Source organism: Streptomyces cyaneochromogenes, assembly GCF_003963535.1.
GTDB lineage: Bacteria > Actinomycetota > Actinomycetes > Streptomycetales > Streptomycetaceae > Streptomyces > Streptomyces shaanxiensis.
In genome coordinates, this window is the sequence record NZ_CP034539.1 from 3,202,443 (window position 1) to 3,217,618 (window position 15,176).

Consider the following 15,176-nt stretch of genomic DNA (forward strand, 5'->3'; position numbering starts at 1 on the left):
CGCCCCACCGCGCACGCGACTGTTGCGACCCGGTTTCCAAGACGGGCACTTCGGCGACAAGGCGACGCGCGGCGGCATCGGTGCGGCGGACGGCCGGGGCCGGTATGACCTCGCCGTGCGCCCGTGTGGACATTTGCCGGAGGTTGGGCCCGGGAGCGGTGCCGAGCCGACCCGCAGGGGTCGTTCACCGTCCGCACCGGCCGACAAGCAACTTGACGAAGCGTCACTTTGCCTAACTGACAGCCCATCAACAGCATCCGGCCCTACCGCGCACCGTACTGATCGCCACCGGCGCCACGGCCGCCACTCTCGCCGTCACCGCACCCGCGCCCGAAGCCCCCACAGCCGAGGCGGCCGGCACGGCCCCTGTCGCCGCCGCGGCAGTCTGCACCCTCACGAAGGAGATGACCGAAGGCCCCTACTACCTCGACGGACAGCTCGTCCGCGCCGACATCAGCGAGGACAAGACGGGCTTCCCGCTGGAGCTGACCCTCACCGTCGTCGACGACGACACCCGTGCTCCCCTTGGCAACGCCCTCGTCGAGATCTGGCACGCCGACGCCCTCGGTGAGTACTCGGGCTTCGTCGGCAACAACGGCCACAACGAGCCCGACTACGGCACCTTCCTGCGCGGCGGGGTGCTCACGAACTCCAGCGGCGTCGCCACGATCACCACCGTCTACCCGGGGTGGTACAGAGGCCGCTGCATCCACATCCACGTCAAGGTCCACACGGACGTCACCCTGACCTCCGACGGCTCCTTCGAGGGCGGCCAGGAACTGGGAGGCGCCGCGTCCGGGCTCCTCACGCTTACCGCGCTGGGGAGTTCGCCGTCCGCGGGATACGCGGGGACGCTGACGCTGGGTGTCGAGCAGAGCTGAGAGACCTCGGAAAGCGGCTCGCACCAGCCTCAGGCCGGTGCGGGCCGCCCCAGTCGCTCACATGTACGCGAAGTACCGGTCGAGCCAGGTCGGCGGAAGATCGCCTTCCTCGTCTTCCTCCTCGTCCCCGGACTCGGCCGCCAGTGCCGCCAGTACCGCCTCGGCTTCCTCGTCCTCTTGCAGGGTCGGTCCGTCGTACGGCTCCAGGACCAGCTCGACGGGCACGTAGACGCAACCGAGTTCCGTACACAGCTCGTCCAGCCAGGCCACGAACTCGTCACTCGGGCCCGCCTCACCGCGGAGCAGACCCCATCCCCATTCCTTGCCCATTCCGGCGGTGACGAAGGGACCGAAATTGCTCATCAGCACCGACAAGTGCCGGTCCGTACCCGTGGCTTCAGCAGGAACCAGGACGAAACCGTAGAGGCTCGCGTCCGGCACGGCGCCCGACGTCACGGACGGCCCGAACCGCCGCTCCAGGGCGCCGGCGAGCCGCTCGAAACGCTGCCTGGCGGCAGACCAGTCGTAGCCCTCGGGGTACTCCAGATGTGCGGGGTCGTCCAGCTCGCGCTGGAGCTCCCGGAGGCGGTCGAGGGGCAGCATGGCGGTGTCCTTGTCATTGGGGGCGGGCCTGAGCGGAGACGCCCGGCCCCGCAGGGAAGAGCCTGACCGGTATGGCTCACATGTAGTCGAAGTACCGATCGAGCCAGGTCGGCGGAAGATCATCTTCCTCTTCTTCCTCCTCGTCCTCGCCCTCGTCCTCCTCGGACGCGGCCGCCAGCGCCGCCAGAAACTCCTCAGTGAGTGCCTCGTCTCCCAGGAGAATCGGTCCGTCGTACGGCTCCTTGACCAGCTCGACGGGCACGTAGACGCAACCGAGTTCCGTGCACAACTCGTCGAGCCAGGTCACGAACTCGTCGCTCAGGCCCTCTTCACAGCCGGGCAGACTCAATGAACTGCCCGTTCCGGCGGTGACGAAGGGACCGAAATTGCTGATCAGCACTCGCAAGGGCAGGTCCGTACCCGTGGCTTCGGCGGGGACCACGATGACGCCGAGGAAGCTCGCGTCCTGCCCCATGCCAGCCGACACGGACGGCCCGAACCGTCGCTCCAGGGCGTCGGCGAGCCGCTGAAAACGCTGCCGTGCAGCCGGAACGTCATAGTCCCGGGGGACCTCCCGGTGCTTGGGGTCGGGGTCGTCCAGCTCGCGCAGAAGCTCCCGGAGGAGGTCGAGGGAAAGCATGGTGGTGTCCTTTGCGGTGTTCGCAGTACGTCGGCACTCAGCCGTGATTGTCGTCCGGGCGTGTGGCCGGGGCCAGGTGGTTCTGGCCCCGGCCACACGCGTCAGCGCCTCGGGCACGTACTTGACGCTGACGGATACTCGGTGATGACGCGGTACCTCTTGCTCTTGTACCGGGTGACGACGCACAGAATCTTCTCGCCACCCTCTCCGATCGCTTCCTCGTATTCGACGGGGAAGACCTTGTTCTTGCCTGTTCCGCTGGCGATGGGAGCGCCGCGTTTCTTTCAGGCGTCGTCGATCAGCGCCAGGAGCCTGCCCTGGTCCTTCTCCTTGAAGATGCTGTGCAACGGCTTGGTCGGTTCGGTGCTGGGCCTCGTGTGGTCCATCACATGCTCGATGCGGTGCCGGGTGCTGCCCTTTTCCCGCGCGTACCACAGGCCAGCCGGCGACTCGAAGATGTCGTGGCCCCGAAGCTTGAAGCCCACAGGGCAGCTGATCGCCCGCGCCGCCCGCGTGGACGCCATCGAGCGCGTCAGCGACCGCGCGCACAGCTCGAACGCCGGATTCTTGCCGAACAGCTTGCGGAAGAAGTCGTCCGCCTTGGTGCCCCATTTGCTGAACTTGACGCCCGCGGCGCCCCATCCGGCGAACGGCACCGCACCGGCACAGGACAGCCCCGCGTCGATCTTGTTGCCCTCGCCGAAGTACCAGGCGCAGTTGGTGCCGTCGGCGACCTCACCGAAGCCGGGGACCAGACCGAGGATGTCGAGGGTGAAGCGGCCGCCCTCGGACAGCGCCTTCCCCCCCCAGTCGATCTCCTCCATCTTCGCCATCTGCTCCGCGAACTCTTCGTCCTCCGCCAGCAGGGCGCGGCTGACCACCACCCTCACCGTCGCCTCCGCCCAGGTCCTCAACCAAGGGACCGGCCAGATTCCCGGCGCTGCCGAGACCGGCGACCGCTTCGGCGCGGACGTCGCCGCAGGCGACTTCACCGGGACCTCGACCGTCGGCCTGGCCATCGGCGCCCCGGGGGCACGTCACGCCGTAGATGGCCGCGCCGACAGGGACGCGGCCCGCCTGCCGGCAACGCCGGGGCGGGCCGCTCCCTCAGCGGTTCAGGACTCCGGGCACTCCTTCCACGCCATGTGGTAGATCGTGCTGATGTCCCCGTCCGTCGAGTCCATCGTCATGAAGCTGACCTTGTCCGGCGAGGACGAGCCGGCGCTGACTCTCAGTTCGGTGTTGATGTTGAAGTTGCGCTGGACTCCGCACGGTGCCCAGACCAGTTGGGCCCAGTCGGTGCTGTCGGTGGCCTGCCAGTTGTCGTTCAGGGGGCCGTTGAAGGGGTGGTTGCGGAACTGGGTGTTCGGGGAGCCCTGGAAGTAGTACGAGGCTCTCTGGATGGCGCTCGCGCCGGGCTGGAGGGCGGCGAAGCCGCGGTAGTCGGCGCTGGCGATGGCGTAGGTGAAGCCCTGCGGGACGTGCACGATCAGGTTGAGCTGGCAGTTCTTGCGGAACGCCGTGGGGTCGGAGTTGCCGCCGACCTGGGCGAGGTAGTCGCTGTAGGTGACCGTGAACGCGGTGTTGTCCTCCGAGACGGCGACGGCCGTGGTGCCCTGCGGGCAGCCGGAGCCGTTCACCGTGGCGACCTTGATGACGATCTTGTCCGGCGGCGGGTCTTCGAACGCGCCGGTCGGGGACGGAGCCGCCTGCGCGGGCAGCGCCGCGGTGAGCAGGGCGACCAGCGCGCCGCCGCTCAGCAGGAATCGCAGGAGTCCACGTGCCATGGATCTCTCCCTGGGGTTGGGGGGTGGCTGTGCCTCGATCCGTTCGGCCTCGCCTCGTTGAATCTTTGAAGAAAGAGTGAGGTTTCTGTGAAGGTCGGAGGCGTTGGAATCGTAGGGAGACCGACGAGAGCCAGCCAGGTCGAACTCCAGCCATTTACAGGCGAGTTGAGCGACACATCCCCAGGTCATTCACAGCCGCACATCAAGCCTCCCTCGCGGGCGCCCTCGTCCGCGAGGACATCCGGGAGGACAAGGAGGGCTTCGAGGTGCAGTACACCTTCACCGTCGTCGACGTCTCCGACGACTGCGCGCCACTCGCCGGAGCACCACCCCAGGAGGAGGGCCACGGGACAACGGCACCTTCCTGCGCGGCGGTCAGATGACCGACGAGAACGGCCAGTGCAGCATCACGTCCATCTGGCCGGGGCACTACGTCTCACGCGCGATCCACGTCCATATGCGGGTGCACACGGACGTGACGCTCACGGACGACTCGTACACAGGCGGCGAGATCATTCACACCGGCGAGCTGCTCTTCGACCAGGACATCAACACCGAGATCCAGGCGACCTCGCCGTATACCGAGAACACGACCCGCGAGACCCTGCTGGAGGACGACAGCCTCTACGACGACGGAGGCGCGTCCTCCGGCCTGCTGCCCCTGACCGCGCTCGGTGACAGTGTCTCGGACGGCTACAAGGCGACCTTGACAGTAGGCGTCAGCACCGACTGACACCGGTCGGCCAGGGCCCTGGACCCGGCTCGGACCCGATCGCTCAGGTACGGACGGGCTGCCGCTCCTCGGCGGGCTCGGCCCCCTCCGCCTTCCCCTCCTTCAGGTGGGCGCGGATCGAGTACGCCAGGGCGGCGGCCCACAGTGCGTACAGGAGGACGTACACGATCGCTGACGTGGCCCCCGACGCCGCGATCCAGTCGCTCTTCAGCAGCGTGCGGACGTTGGTGACGAGGATGACGCCGCCGACCGCCGAGCCCAGCACGCGCGGCGGCAGGATGCGCACCAGCCACGCGGCGATCGGCGCGGCGATCAGCCCGCCGGCGAGGAAGGCGGCGACCCACGTGAAGTCGATGCCCTGCGAGCCCAGCGAGAAGAGGAACCCGAGGCTCGCGGCGACCGCGACCAGGAACTCGCTGGTGTCGATCGAGCCGATGACCTTGCGCGGCTCCATCCGCCCGGAGGCGAGGAGGGCGGGCGTGCCGACCGGCCCCCAGCCGCCTCCGCCGGTCGCGTCCAGGAAGCCGGCGACCAGGCCGAGCGGGGTCAGGAAGCGGCGCCGCAGGGGCAGGCCCACCCGGTCCTTGGGCAGGCCCCGGAAGGTGAACCGGGACATGACGTACACGCCGAGGCCCAGCAGGATGAGCGACATCAGCGGCGCGGCCACCTCGGTCGACAGCTTGGACAGGACGGTCGCGCCGAGGAAGGACCCGATCGCGCCCGGCACGCCGATCTTCCCGACCACCTTCCAGTCGACGTTCCCGAACCGCCAGTGGGAGGCGCCCGACATCAGCGTCGTACCGATCTCGGCGAGGTGCACCGTGGCCGAGGCGCCGGCCGGGTTGGTGCCCATCGCCAGCAGCAGAGTGGTCGACGTCACGCCGTAGGCCATGCCGAGACTGCCGTCCACGAGCTGGGCTCCGAGGCCCGCGACGGCGAGCAGTATCAGCGTGCGCATGCGGCCGGTCCCGTCTTCCCGAGGTTTCCTACCGGGTTGGTAGGGATGGACGGGATCGGACTCTAGGACATCGACCTGAGGGCGGGCTGAGGGTGTCCGAATACAGAGACGCCCATCTCATATCTGCCCCAGAGACCCTCAGCCCAGCTCAGCCCGGCCCAGAGAGACCCTCAGCCCAGCCGGATCACGTTCCAGGACAGCGGTTCCAGTACGGCGGTGAGGTGGCCGTCCTTCAGCGCCGTGCCCTCGACCGGGTGCGGGGCGACGCGCTCGGGGTCGTCGAGGGTGTTGCGGGCGTCGGGGTCGGCGTCCGCGAGGGCGCTGTGCTCGACGACGTCCGTCAGGTCCAGCCCGCTGAGGGCGACTTCGAGCGGGAGGGCTTCAGTACGGCTGCGGTTGACCGCGAAGACGGTGACCGTGCCGTCCTCGGCGCGCACGGCCGTGGCGTGCAGCAGGTCGGCCTCGCCGTACTTCTTCGTCTCGTACGTCGGGGAGTCCACCCGCACGTCCAGGACCTGGCCGCGGCCGTACCGGGAGGTCTGGGCGAAGGGGAAGAACGTCGTCTGCCGCCAGGCCGGGCCGCCGGGCTCGGTCATGATCGGGGCGATGACGTTGACCAGCTGCGCGAGGCAGGCGACGGTGACGCGGTCCGCGTGGCGCAGGAGCGCGATGAGGAGCGAGCCGAAGACGACCGCGTCGGTGACGCTGTAGTTGTCCTCCAGGAGGCGGGGGGCCTCGGGCCATTCGTCCTGCTCGAACTCCTTGGCGCGCGCCTCCCATTCGGGCAGGTACCAGACGTTCCACTCGTCGAAGGAGAGGTTGATCTTCTTCTTCGACTTCAGCCGCGCGCCCACGTGGTCCGCGGTCGCGACGACGTTCTCGATGAAGGACTCCATGTCGACGGCCGAGGCGAGGAAGGAGTCGATGTCGCCGTTCTCGGGCCAGTAGTAGGCGTGGAGGGAGACGTAGTCGACGAGGTCGTACGTCTCCTTGAGGACCGTCGCCTCCCACTCGGCGAACGTCGGCATGGACTGGCTGGAAGAGCCGCAGGCGACCAGCTCGATCTTCGGGTCCATCTGGCGCATGGCGCGGGCCGTCTCGGCGGCGACCCGGCCGTACTCCTCCGCCGTCTTGTGGCCGGTCTGCCAGGGGCCGTCCATCTCGTTGCCGAGGCACCAGAGCCTGATGCCGAAGGGGTCCTTGTCGCCGTGGGCGACGCGGAGGTCGGAGAGGGCCGTGCCTTCGGGGTGGTTGGCGTACTCCTGGAGTTCGAGGGCTTCGGCGACTCCGCGGGTGCCGAGGTTGACGGCCATCATGGGCTCGGCCTGGGGGCCGACCTTGCGGAGGAAGTCGATGTACTCGGAGAGGCCGAAGCGGTTGGACTCCGTCGAGTGCCAGGCGAGGTCGAGGCGGCGGGGGCGGTCCTCGGCGGGGCCGACCGAGTCCTCCCACTTGTAGCCCGAGACGAAGTTGCCGCCGGGGTAGCGGATGGCTGTGACGCCGAGTTCGCGGACGAGGTCGAGGACGTCCTGCCGCAGGCCCTTCGCGTCGGCTGTGGGGTGGTCGGGTTCGAAGATGCCGGTGTAGACGCAGCGGCCGAGGTGTTCGACGAAGCTGCCGAAGATACGGGGGTTGACTTCGCCGACCGTGAAGGCGGGGTCGAGTGTGAAGCGGGCCGTTTCTTGCATGGTCGCCTTTCCAGAAGGGCGGTTCTTGTTTCGTTGGTCGAAGACCTGCAGCGCGGCCAGGATCTGCGGCGCGATGACGAGGCCGGTGATGTTGCGCAGCATCGGCAGCGTGATGTGGACCATGCGGTGCCAGGCGTTCGCGCCGTCCAGCTTGGCGGCCTCGTAGGGGTGGTCGGGGATGGACTGGAGCGCATCGCGATCATGTTGGAGCCGTCGCCGCCGCTGAAGAGGTTCCAGTACCGCACCCGGGTGCGGGCACTGGAGGCGAGTGCGTCGGCGCCGGTGCCGAGTGCGGCGAAGCCGAAGCTGCCGGCCACGGCCACGGCCAGTCCACCGGCGGTGGCCAGAAGTTGCCTGCGGTTCAGGCCAGGTTGTCCCATTCCCTGCCCTAACTATTCGAGATATCGAATTGCGCACGCAACTTCGAACGGGACCGTAGACGGAAAGCGCTTTCCGGTCAATGCCTCGTGCACGAATTCGCTCCGCGGTACTGCGGGTATGGGTTGTGGGTCGTGTGCGGAACCGGTGCTGTGCTGGTCGCGCCCGCGGCGGAGCCACATATCGACACGGCCCGCGCCCCTGGGTGTGCTGCCGAACCGCCACCCACATCGCGCGGTCGTTCCCGGTTGGACAACGGTCGCCGCATCGCATGACGCGGGCACGTCGGGACGCGTACGCTCGAACAGCCCGCCGAGCGGCGGAGGAACAGGGGGTGCGATGAACATCGCGGGCGCGCGCGCATGGGCGGCCCGGGTCGCTTCCATGCTGCGGTCTCGGCGCTCACACCGCGCCTCGACCATGCGCGACCTGGCTTCCGAGCTGAGCGCGACCGTACGAGCCAGACCTCACCCCCCGGCCGACGTACGCGAGTTGTGCCACGCGCTGTGCGCGGAGATGAGCGGGCGGCGCGGTGGGCGGCCCGTCGAGCTGCGGTTCGAGCGGTTCCCCGACGAGATCGAAGTGACCGGGCTGTGGGTGGAGTTCCAGGACTTCGACCTGGTCATCGTCGAGGAGCGGGCCGAAGCGGTGCAGCAACTGGTCATCCTCGGCCATGAGTTGTGGCATCTGCACGCCGGGCACGGTCACGACCACACCGCCGGTACGGCGGCCGTGCACGCCCTCGCCGACCGGCCCGGGTGGAAGGACATCGCCCTGGCGGTGGCCGCCCGCGACGGCTCCCGGGAGCGGCACGAGGCCGAGGCCGACGACTTCGGGCACCGACTGGCCGCCGCCTTCCGGCCGTTGCTGTCGGGGCGGGGCGCGGACGCGCCGCTCGGGCCCGTGCAGCGGTCGATGGGGTATCGCGGAAACGGGAGCGGAAGCGGACGCGGCGACAGGAGCAGGGGGCCGGCGCGGTGACCGGGGCGTTCCAGGCGGTTCAGGCGGCGCAGGACCCCACCGGTTCCGCCGGTCTCCTCGGCGACATGTACATCTCCTTCTGGATCCCGACCGTCATCCTGACCGCCGCCCTGGCGATCAAGCTGCCGAGCATCGTCAAGATGTGGCGGGACCCTCTGCTGCGCGCCGTCGGCGGACTGCTGCTGTTCGCCTGCGCCGTGTTCGTCTTCGCGGCCCCGGACACCATCGCCTGGACCAACCGCGTCACCGGCGTGCCGAACATCTCGGCGCCCTGGGTGTACTCCCTGCTCACCGCGCTGTGCGCGTCCTGGCTGCTGCTGATCATCGCCTGGCGCAACGGCCTCTCCGACGGCTCGACCGCGACGCGCCGCGCGACCCGCTGGGTCGTCTCCGTGTACGCGGGTGTCGTCGCCGCCCTGTGGGGGCTCTTCGCGCTCGCCGACGCCCCCGTGGAACGCCTGCGGGACCTCGACACGTACTACGCCACCACGCCCTTCATGCGCGAGATGATCCTGCTCTATCTCCTCGCGCACACCGTGGCCTGCGCCGTCACGGCCCGGCTGATCTGGAACTGGATCCGCACCGACGGCCTCGACGCCTGGCTGCGCTGGGGGCTCAGGTTCCTGGGTGTCGGCTACGCGACGAATCTGCTGTTCGACGCGTCCAAACTCACCGCGGTGGTCGCCCGGTGGACGGGCCACGACCTGGACTGGCTCAGCACCGACCTGGCGCCGTCGGCCGCCTGCGTCTCCGCCTCGCTGGTCGCGGTGGGCTTCATCATCCCGCACGCCGGCCAGTACCTGCACGAGCGCTGGCGGATCCGGCTGCACCGCCTGCGGCTGCGGCCCCTCTATCTGCTGATGCGCTCCGTCACCGGCGGCCGCGAGCCCTTCGCCCTGCGCGGCACCGGCGAACTACGCCTGATCCGCCGCGAGACGTTCATCCGCGACGGGCTCCTCCAGGTGTCCCGGCACCTCGACGAGGACCTGCGCGGCCGGTCGTACGAAGCGGCCCTGGCGCTCGGTTTCCCGCCCGCCCGGGCCGAGGCCCTCACCGCGGCCGTGACGATCCTGGACGCCGTCGACACCCGGAAGCGTTCCCCCGAGGCGGAGAGCACCGCCTCGCCGTCCGGCCCGGACACCGCGTATCTGCTGCGGGAGATCCAGGCCGTGTCCCGAGCCCTCCGCCACCCCGACGACATCAAGGCGGTACGCGCCCGCGCGGCCGCCCTGGCAGAGAAAGCTCGCGCATGACTGAACACCACACTCCCGAGGCCAGAACCGCGGTCGTCCTCGGGGGATCCCATACCGGCATGCTCGCGGCCCGCGCACTGGCCGAGTTCGTGGACCGTGTCGTCGTCGTCGAACGCGACGCCCTGCCGGAGGGAGCCGCGCCCCGCAAGGGCCTGCCGCAGGCGCGGCACGCCCACATGCTGTGGTCGGGCGGAGCACAGGCCGTGGCGAAGCTGCTGCCCGGGATCACCGAGGCGCTCCACGACGCCGGGGCACACCGGCTGCCGGTCACGACGGACATGGTCGCCCTGTCGGCGTGGGGCTGGTTCCGGCGCTGGCCCGAGTCGCACCATGTGATCCTGGCCGGGCGGGACCTGCTGGACGCGACGATCCGCGCGCAGGTCCTCGCGGACGAGCGGATCGAACTGGTCGAGCGGGCCGAAGCGTTCGGGCTGGTCGGCATGGACGCGGGCATGGACACCGGGCCGGATGCCAGTACGTCCGCCGATGCATCCGCCCGCACGTCAGCCCCCACGTCAGCCCGTACGTCCGCCGCCCGTACGTCCGCCGCCGTGAGCGGCGTACGGATCCGGACGCACGACGGCGCCGAACGCACCCTGGAGGCCGACCTGGTCGTCGACGCCACCGGGCGCGGGTCCGGGGCGCCCAGGTGGCTGACGGCACTCGGGCTGCCCGCACCGGAGCGGCGCGAGGTCGACTCCGGCCTGGTGTACGCCAGTCGGCTCTACCTCGCCCCCGAGCCGGCCCGGGACGGCTTCCCGGTGATCAACGTGCAGCCCGACCCGCGTGACGGGGGGCCCGGCCGGGCGGGCTTCCTGCTGCCCATCGAGGACGGGCGGTGGATCGCCACGCTGTGCGGCACCCGGGGCGGCGAACCCTCCGCCGACGCCGACGACTTCGTCCGGTTCGCCCGCGAGGAACTGCGGCACCCGCTGATCGGCGAGCTGCTCGACAACGCCGAGCCGCTGTCCGACGTGTCGGTCACCCGGAGCACGGTCAACCGCCGGTACTTCTACGAGCGGATGCCTGCGTGGCCGGAGAACTTCGTCGTCCTCGGCGACGCGCTCGCCGCGTTCAACCCGGTGTACGGGCACGGCCTGGCGGTCGCCGCCCAAAGCGCCCTGATCCTGCGGGATGTGATACGCCGTCAGGGCTGGGCCGCGCCAGGAGTGGCACGCGCGGTGCAGCGGGCGGTGGCCCGTCCGGTCGGCGCGGCGTGGGACATGGCCATCGGGCAGGACGTGTTCTACCCGGGCGCCACGGAACACGGGCCCACACTCAGGGAGCGGCTCGTGGCCGCGTACGTCGGCCGACTGATGTACACGGCCACCGGAAACGGACGGATCGCCCGGCGGGTGACGGATGTGACGTCCCTGGAGCGCGGCGCGGAGGTGCTGCTGGCTCCGTCGGTGCTGCTGGCGGCGCTGGTCGGCCCGCTCAGACCTGCGCTGAGCGGGCCGCCGTTGACCGCGGAGGAGATGAAGGCGGGAGGGCTGCGGTAACTACCCGCGGCCGCGCCCCGGGCACCTGAGGCACCTGAGGCACCTAAGGCGGCTCAGCCGGCGAACGCCGGTTGGGCCAGCCCCTTCCCCGCGCCCGGCACCACGAACACCGACCCGGCCAGCGCGGGCGGCGAGGCCAGTCCCACGCGGGCCGTCGTGATGTACAGGTCGGTCAGGTCGGGCCCGGCGAACGCGCATGCCGTGACCCGGGGTACCGGAAGCGGGATCACCCGGTCCAGCTCGCCGGTCGGCGTGTACCGGCGTACGGCCGCGCCCTCCCACAGGGCCACCCAGACGCAGCCCTCGGCGTCGACGGTGAGCCCGTCGGGGAACCCGGCCCCGTCCTCGACCGTCACGAACGGCCGCCGGTTCGCGACGCGCCCGCCCTCGTGGTCGAAGACGTCGACACGGCGCGTCGGCGAGTCGATGTAGTACATGAGCCGCCCGTCAGGGCTCCAGCCCGTGCCGTTGCTGACCGCCACGTCGTCGAGGACCACGTCGACCGGGCCGTCACCGGTGAACCGGGACAGGGTGCCGCCGCCCGGCGCCTCGTCGTAGCGCATCGTGCCGGCCCACAGGGAGCCGTCGGGGGCGACGGCGGCGTCGTTGGCGCGGCGGCCGGGGACGGGCTCGTGGTGCAGCCAGCGGAAGCTGTCGTCGGCGTCCAGCAGCCCGACGCCGTCCCGGAGGTTCAGGACGAGCCCGCCGCCGACACGCGGCTTTACGGCGCCGACGTGCTGCGGGGCCGTACGGACGGAGCGGCGCCCGGAGACCGGGTCGTAGGTGTGGATCCGGGACCCCAGGATGTCGATCCACAGCAGCCGCCCGCTGTCCGGGTCCCAGGTCGGCCCCTCACCGAGCTCGGCTTCGGCCCGCACGGCGACCTCGTACGCCGTCGCGCTCATGCCACGCTCCGGTGCCCGAGGCGCTCCGACAGCTCCGCGGCGCCCTTGGCGGCGAGCTGCTCCAGCTCGACGCGGCGGTCGTCGCTCCAGCGGATCATGGGCACGGAGATGGAGAGCGCGGCGACGACCTTGCCGGTCCGGTCGTGCACCGGTGCCGCCACGCACGAGACGTCCGGGTTGGACTCCCGGCTCTCGACGGCGATCCCCCGCTCACGAATCCCGGCAAGGGCCTCGCGCAGAGCGCCGGGGTCGGTGATGCTGTTCGGTGTCATGCCGACGAGCTCGGCACTGTCGGGGATCCGTGCGGTGAGCTCGGACTCGGGAAGGGAGGCCAGCAGCATCTTGCCGACGGAGGTGCAGTGCGCGGGCAGCCGGCGCCCGGCGGCCGACACCATCCGCACCGCGTGCGTCGAGTCGACCTTGGCGATGTAGATGACGTCGGTGCCCTCGAGGATGGCCACGTGTACGGTCTCGTCGCAGGTCTCGGCGACGGACCGCGCGACCTGCTGCCCCTCGGCCGCGAGGTCGAGCTGCTCGGCGTACCGGCTGCCGAGCTGGTACGGCCGCACACCGAGCCGGTACCGTCCCGGCTGACCCGGCACGGGGACGATGTACGACCGGGCGGCAAGCGTGGTCACCAGCTCGTGCACGGTGGTGCGCGGCAGCTGGAGCTTGCGCACGATGTCGGGGGCGGAGAGCGTGCCGTCCCCGTCGAGGAAGAGCTCAAGAATGTCGAGAGCCCGGGTCACGGCTGGTACAAGGCGTCCCACGTCCGGCCCCCTCCCTTGGGTGTGAGTGAGGCTGCGTTCGAGATTTCAACAGCCGATCGGGATAACGAACACAGGCTACTCAAATTGCGTTTCCCCCGGCAATGGGCCTGCGAGTTCCGCTCTACGACTTCCCCGCCCGCACATACGTCACATCGAAGTCCGTCGTCCACTCCTCCCCGTCGGCCGACTGCTCCCAGCGGCCCTCGGCCGTGGTGCCGTCGGGGCTGATGGTGGCGGTGAGGCGTTGGTGGAAGCCGGGGGCCGAGCGCCACTGGCGCCAGGTTCGGTCGGTGAAGCTGCCCCGGTAGACGCGGGAGACGCCCCGGCCGTCGGCGTAGAGGACGGTGAATTCCTCGGCCGTGTCGTCGTAGCCGATCAAGGTGACCGTGGGGAAGGGGGCGTGGGTGGCCCACTCGCCGGGGAGGGAGGTGTCGGGGTCGACGTCCGCGTGCTGGGCGAGGAAGGCGCCGCCCTCCAGCCAGGCGAAATCCGTTCGGACGGGGCCGACGGTGCGGTCGGCGGCCCACAGGTCCCACTCGCCGACGAACACGTCCAGCTGTCGCATGGCGGGGTGGGGTGTCGGGTGGCGCATCAGGGTCTCCTCTGTTCGAGAGCCGGGGCTCTTCAGCCAGGGCGGAGCAGTCGGGGTGTCGTCGGGTACTCCCACGCCAGTACGCGGGGTTACTCCCGCCGTCAGACGTCCTCACCGTCCCCGCCCGGCACGGTGTTGTCCATGTCTCCTTCCATGTCTTCCGCGTCTGGCACGACCTCCGCGTCTTCCGCGTCTTCCGCGTCTCCCGCGTCTCCCGCGTCTTCCGCGTCTTCCCGGAAACTGAGCCGTCCCGCGCGCCGGGCCCTCCTCGTCGTCCATGTCGTCGCCTCCGCGAGCTGGCTCGGGCTCACGCTCGGGCTGCTCGCGCTCGGGATCACCGCGGGCTCGACCGGGGCCGCCGTGACCGTGGAGGCGTCCGTGCGGGCCATGAAGCTGTTCGCCGACTGGCTGCTGCTGCCGGTCGCGTTCCTCACGCTGGTCAGCGGGCTCGTGCTGGCTCTGGGCACGCAGTGGGGGCTGGCGCGGCACCGGTGGGTCTACGTCAAGTTCTGGGTGACCCTGGCCACGACCACCGCCACCGTCTTCGCCCTGCGCCCGGGCGTGAACTCCGCGGTCGGCGCCGTCGCCGCGGGCGGGCCGCTGCCCGATGCCGGTGACGTGCTGTTCGGGCCGATCGTGTCGCTGTCCGCGTACGTCTTCATGGCGGTGATCTCGATCCTCAAGCCCTGGGGGCTGACCCGGCGGGGGCGGAGGCTGCGCGCCGCGTCCGCCCGGCCCCGTCGCGGAGCCGGCGAGGCCGCCCGCCAGGCCGCTTGATCGGCTGCTCGCCTCTCCATTTAATGAGCTGCTCGCCTCTCCGCGGCCCTGGCAGGATGCGCGCATGGGGAACACACGTGCGTGGCCCGTGCTGCGGACCACGGACCTGGGCGAGGCGCTGGACCTCGCGGAGAGGTTGCTGGCGGTCGCGTCCTGGTACGACCCGACCTGGTGCTATCTGGATGCCCGGGTGCACAGCGAGAGCGAGCTGGGGCGGCTGACCGACGCCTTCCCCGATGCCCGGGCCACGTCGTACGGGAGCAACGGCGCCCGGTTCCCCGTCAAGGTGTCCGTGGGGATCGAGACCGTCGCCCAGGCCCGTGACGTCCTCGCGACCGGCATGGCGATCCAACGCTGCTTCGTCCTCTGGCACAACCTGAAGTGGCCCCCGGTTCCGGAGCTCGGGCTGGACGAGGAGTACAAGTACGCGGAGCTGGAAGTCGCGTGCAACAGCCACGACATCCACTGCGAGGAATGGGCACCCGAGCACACCGTCTTCGTCCACGGCCGCCCCGGCCACGACGCGCGGGCCGACTGGCTGGCCGAGCGGGTCGGCGCACGGGTGGTCGGGCCCCCCGAGTTCGGCTGGTGACGGTCCCGACACGGTACTCGTCGCCGTCGTCGCGTTGATACCTGCGCGACCAGATCCACACCGCCTCGAAGAAGCAGTTCGGGAAGTGGACGGCCGCCATCGTCGGCTGGGCAGTCAAGAACCGCTCCACCCTCCA

General features: G+C 70.3%; 15 protein-coding genes and 3 pseudogenes. 7 read left to right on the top strand and 11 right to left on the bottom strand.

Going from position 1 to position 15,176, the window contains the following annotated elements; translation table 11 throughout:
* Nucleotides 1-236 precede the first annotated feature (236 nt).
* Nucleotides 237-881 (top strand): dioxygenase family protein, encoded by a 645-nt coding sequence (locus EJ357_RS14280; RefSeq protein ID WP_126391980.1) that lies wholly within the window; start codon nt 237-239, stop codon nt 879-881.
* Between the two features lie 57 nt (nt 882-938).
* Here EJ357_RS14280 and EJ357_RS14285 read toward each other — a convergent pair whose 3' ends face one another.
* The 4 genes from EJ357_RS14285 to EJ357_RS14300 form a co-directional block, all read right to left on the bottom strand.
* Nucleotides 939-1,484, bottom strand: a complete 546-nt coding sequence (locus EJ357_RS14285) for a hypothetical protein (RefSeq protein WP_126391981.1) — start codon at nt 1,482-1,484, stop codon at nt 939-941.
* Between the two features lie 76 nt (nt 1,485-1,560).
* On the bottom strand, nt 1,561-2,241 hold the full coding sequence (locus EJ357_RS14290) for a hypothetical protein (protein ID WP_126391982.1): 681 nt from the start codon (nt 2,239-2,241) through the stop codon (nt 1,561-1,563).
* Nucleotides 2,242-2,408: 167 nt separating this feature from the next.
* A complete protein-coding gene (locus EJ357_RS14295; RefSeq protein WP_126391983.1) occupies nt 2,409-3,014 on the bottom strand; it encodes a hypothetical protein in 606 nt (201 codons plus the stop codon).
* Between the two features lie 225 nt (nt 3,015-3,239).
* Nucleotides 3,240-3,911 carry a DUF4360 domain-containing protein gene (locus tag EJ357_RS14300; RefSeq protein WP_126391984.1) on the bottom strand — a complete coding sequence of 224 codons (672 nt, stop codon included), beginning with the start codon at nt 3,909-3,911 and terminating at the stop codon, nt 3,240-3,242.
* Nucleotides 3,912-4,120: 209 nt separating this feature from the next.
* Here EJ357_RS14300 and EJ357_RS14305 point away from each other — a divergent pair.
* Nucleotides 4,121-4,644 (top strand): annotated as a pseudogene (locus tag EJ357_RS14305) (protocatechuate dioxygenase); the annotation flags it as partial.
* Nucleotides 4,645-4,687: 43 nt separating this feature from the next.
* On the opposite strand, the gene EJ357_RS14310 reads toward EJ357_RS14305, so the two are convergent.
* From EJ357_RS14310 to EJ357_RS49320, 4 genes and pseudogenes are all read right to left on the bottom strand, one after another.
* Nucleotides 4,688-5,602, bottom strand: coding sequence for a sulfite exporter TauE/SafE family protein (locus tag EJ357_RS14310; protein WP_126391985.1), 915 nt, complete (start codon nt 5,600-5,602; stop codon nt 4,688-4,690).
* Between the two features lie 170 nt (nt 5,603-5,772).
* Nucleotides 5,773-7,290, bottom strand: coding sequence for an arabinosylfuranosidase ArfA (gene arfA, locus EJ357_RS14315; RefSeq protein ID WP_126399476.1), 1,518 nt, complete (start codon nt 7,288-7,290; stop codon nt 5,773-5,775).
* Between the two features lie 33 nt (nt 7,291-7,323).
* Nucleotides 7,324-7,482, bottom strand: a pseudogene (locus tag EJ357_RS50980) (carbohydrate ABC transporter permease); the annotation flags it as partial.
* Nucleotides 7,473-7,670 (bottom strand): annotated as a pseudogene (locus EJ357_RS49320) (extracellular solute-binding protein); the annotation flags it as partial. The pseudogenes EJ357_RS50980 and EJ357_RS49320, both read right to left, overlap by 10 nt.
* A gap of 337 nt (nt 7,671-8,007) precedes the next feature.
* Between EJ357_RS49320 and EJ357_RS14325 the strand changes: the two are divergent.
* From EJ357_RS14325 to EJ357_RS14335, 3 genes are all read left to right on the top strand, one after another.
* The gene (locus tag EJ357_RS14325) at nt 8,008-8,649 is read left to right on the top strand and encodes a toxin-antitoxin system, toxin component family protein (protein WP_175647391.1); all 642 of its coding nucleotides are present in this window, start codon (nt 8,008-8,010) and stop codon (nt 8,647-8,649) included.
* A gap of 65 nt (nt 8,650-8,714) precedes the next feature.
* Complete coding sequence (locus tag EJ357_RS14330; protein ID WP_126399480.1) at nt 8,715-9,902, top strand: MAB_1171c family putative transporter; 1,188 nt, start codon at nt 8,715-8,717, stop codon at nt 9,900-9,902.
* A gap of 59 nt (nt 9,903-9,961) precedes the next feature.
* Nucleotides 9,962-11,404, top strand: coding sequence for an NAD(P)/FAD-dependent oxidoreductase (locus EJ357_RS14335; RefSeq protein ID WP_126399482.1), 1,443 nt, complete (start codon nt 9,962-9,964; stop codon nt 11,402-11,404).
* A 53-nt stretch (nt 11,405-11,457) separates the two neighbouring features.
* On the opposite strand, the gene EJ357_RS14340 is transcribed toward EJ357_RS14335, so the two are convergent.
* From EJ357_RS14340 to EJ357_RS14350, 3 genes are all read right to left on the bottom strand, one after another.
* On the bottom strand, nt 11,458-12,309 hold the full coding sequence (locus EJ357_RS14340; RefSeq protein WP_126391986.1) for an SMP-30/gluconolactonase/LRE family protein: 852 nt from the start codon (nt 12,307-12,309) through the stop codon (nt 11,458-11,460).
* A complete protein-coding gene (locus EJ357_RS14345) occupies nt 12,306-13,079 on the bottom strand; it encodes an IclR family transcriptional regulator (RefSeq protein WP_126391987.1) in 774 nt (257 codons plus the stop codon). Before EJ357_RS14345 ends, EJ357_RS14340 begins: the two co-directional genes overlap by 4 nt.
* A 121-nt stretch (nt 13,080-13,200) precedes the next feature.
* Nucleotides 13,201-13,671: a hypothetical protein gene (locus tag EJ357_RS14350; protein WP_126391988.1), complete on the bottom strand. Its 471-nt coding sequence runs from the start codon at nt 13,669-13,671 to the stop codon at nt 13,201-13,203.
* A 153-nt stretch (nt 13,672-13,824) separates the two neighbouring features.
* Between EJ357_RS14350 and EJ357_RS14360 the strand changes: the two genes are divergently transcribed.
* Nucleotides 13,825-14,448 (top strand): DUF2269 family protein, encoded by a 624-nt coding sequence (locus EJ357_RS14360; protein ID WP_228473065.1) that lies wholly within the window; start codon nt 13,825-13,827, stop codon nt 14,446-14,448.
* Nucleotides 14,449-14,512: 64 nt separating this feature from the next.
* A complete protein-coding gene (locus tag EJ357_RS48270) occupies nt 14,513-15,040 on the top strand; it encodes a hypothetical protein (RefSeq protein ID WP_175647392.1) in 528 nt (175 codons plus the stop codon).
* Nucleotides 15,041-15,176: the final 136 nt, after the last annotated feature.

Excerpts from the sequence above, each read along its gene's own strand:
- EJ357_RS14285 (WP_126391981.1), bottom strand. The coding sequence starts at position 1,484 with ATGCTGCCCCTCGACCGCCTCCGGGAGCTCCAGCGCGAGCTGGACGAC.
- EJ357_RS14330 (WP_126399480.1), top strand. The coding sequence starts at position 8,715 with ATGTACATCTCCTTCTGGATCCCGACCGTCATCCTGACCGCCGCCCTG.
- EJ357_RS14325 (WP_175647391.1), top strand. The coding sequence starts at position 8,008 with ATGAACATCGCGGGCGCGCGCGCATGGGCGGCCCGGGTCGCTTCCATG.
- EJ357_RS14300 (WP_126391984.1), bottom strand. The coding sequence starts at position 3,911 with ATGGCACGTGGACTCCTGCGATTCCTGCTGAGCGGCGGCGCGCTGGTC.
- EJ357_RS14360 (WP_228473065.1), top strand. The coding sequence starts at position 13,825 with ATGTCTTCCGCGTCTGGCACGACCTCCGCGTCTTCCGCGTCTTCCGCG.
- EJ357_RS14340 (WP_126391986.1), bottom strand. The coding sequence starts at position 12,309 with ATGAGCGCGACGGCGTACGAGGTCGCCGTGCGGGCCGAAGCCGAGCTC.
- EJ357_RS14335 (WP_126399482.1), top strand. The coding sequence starts at position 9,962 with ATGCTCGCGGCCCGCGCACTGGCCGAGTTCGTGGACCGTGTCGTCGTC.
- EJ357_RS14350 (WP_126391988.1), bottom strand. The coding sequence starts at position 13,671 with ATGCGCCACCCGACACCCCACCCCGCCATGCGACAGCTGGACGTGTTC.
- EJ357_RS14310 (WP_126391985.1), bottom strand. The coding sequence starts at position 5,602 with ATGCGCACGCTGATACTGCTCGCCGTCGCGGGCCTCGGAGCCCAGCTC.
- EJ357_RS48270 (WP_175647392.1), top strand. The coding sequence starts at position 14,513 with ATGGGGAACACACGTGCGTGGCCCGTGCTGCGGACCACGGACCTGGGC.
- arfA (WP_126399476.1), bottom strand. The coding sequence starts at position 7,290 with ATGCAAGAAACGGCCCGCTTCACACTCGACCCCGCCTTCACGGTCGGC.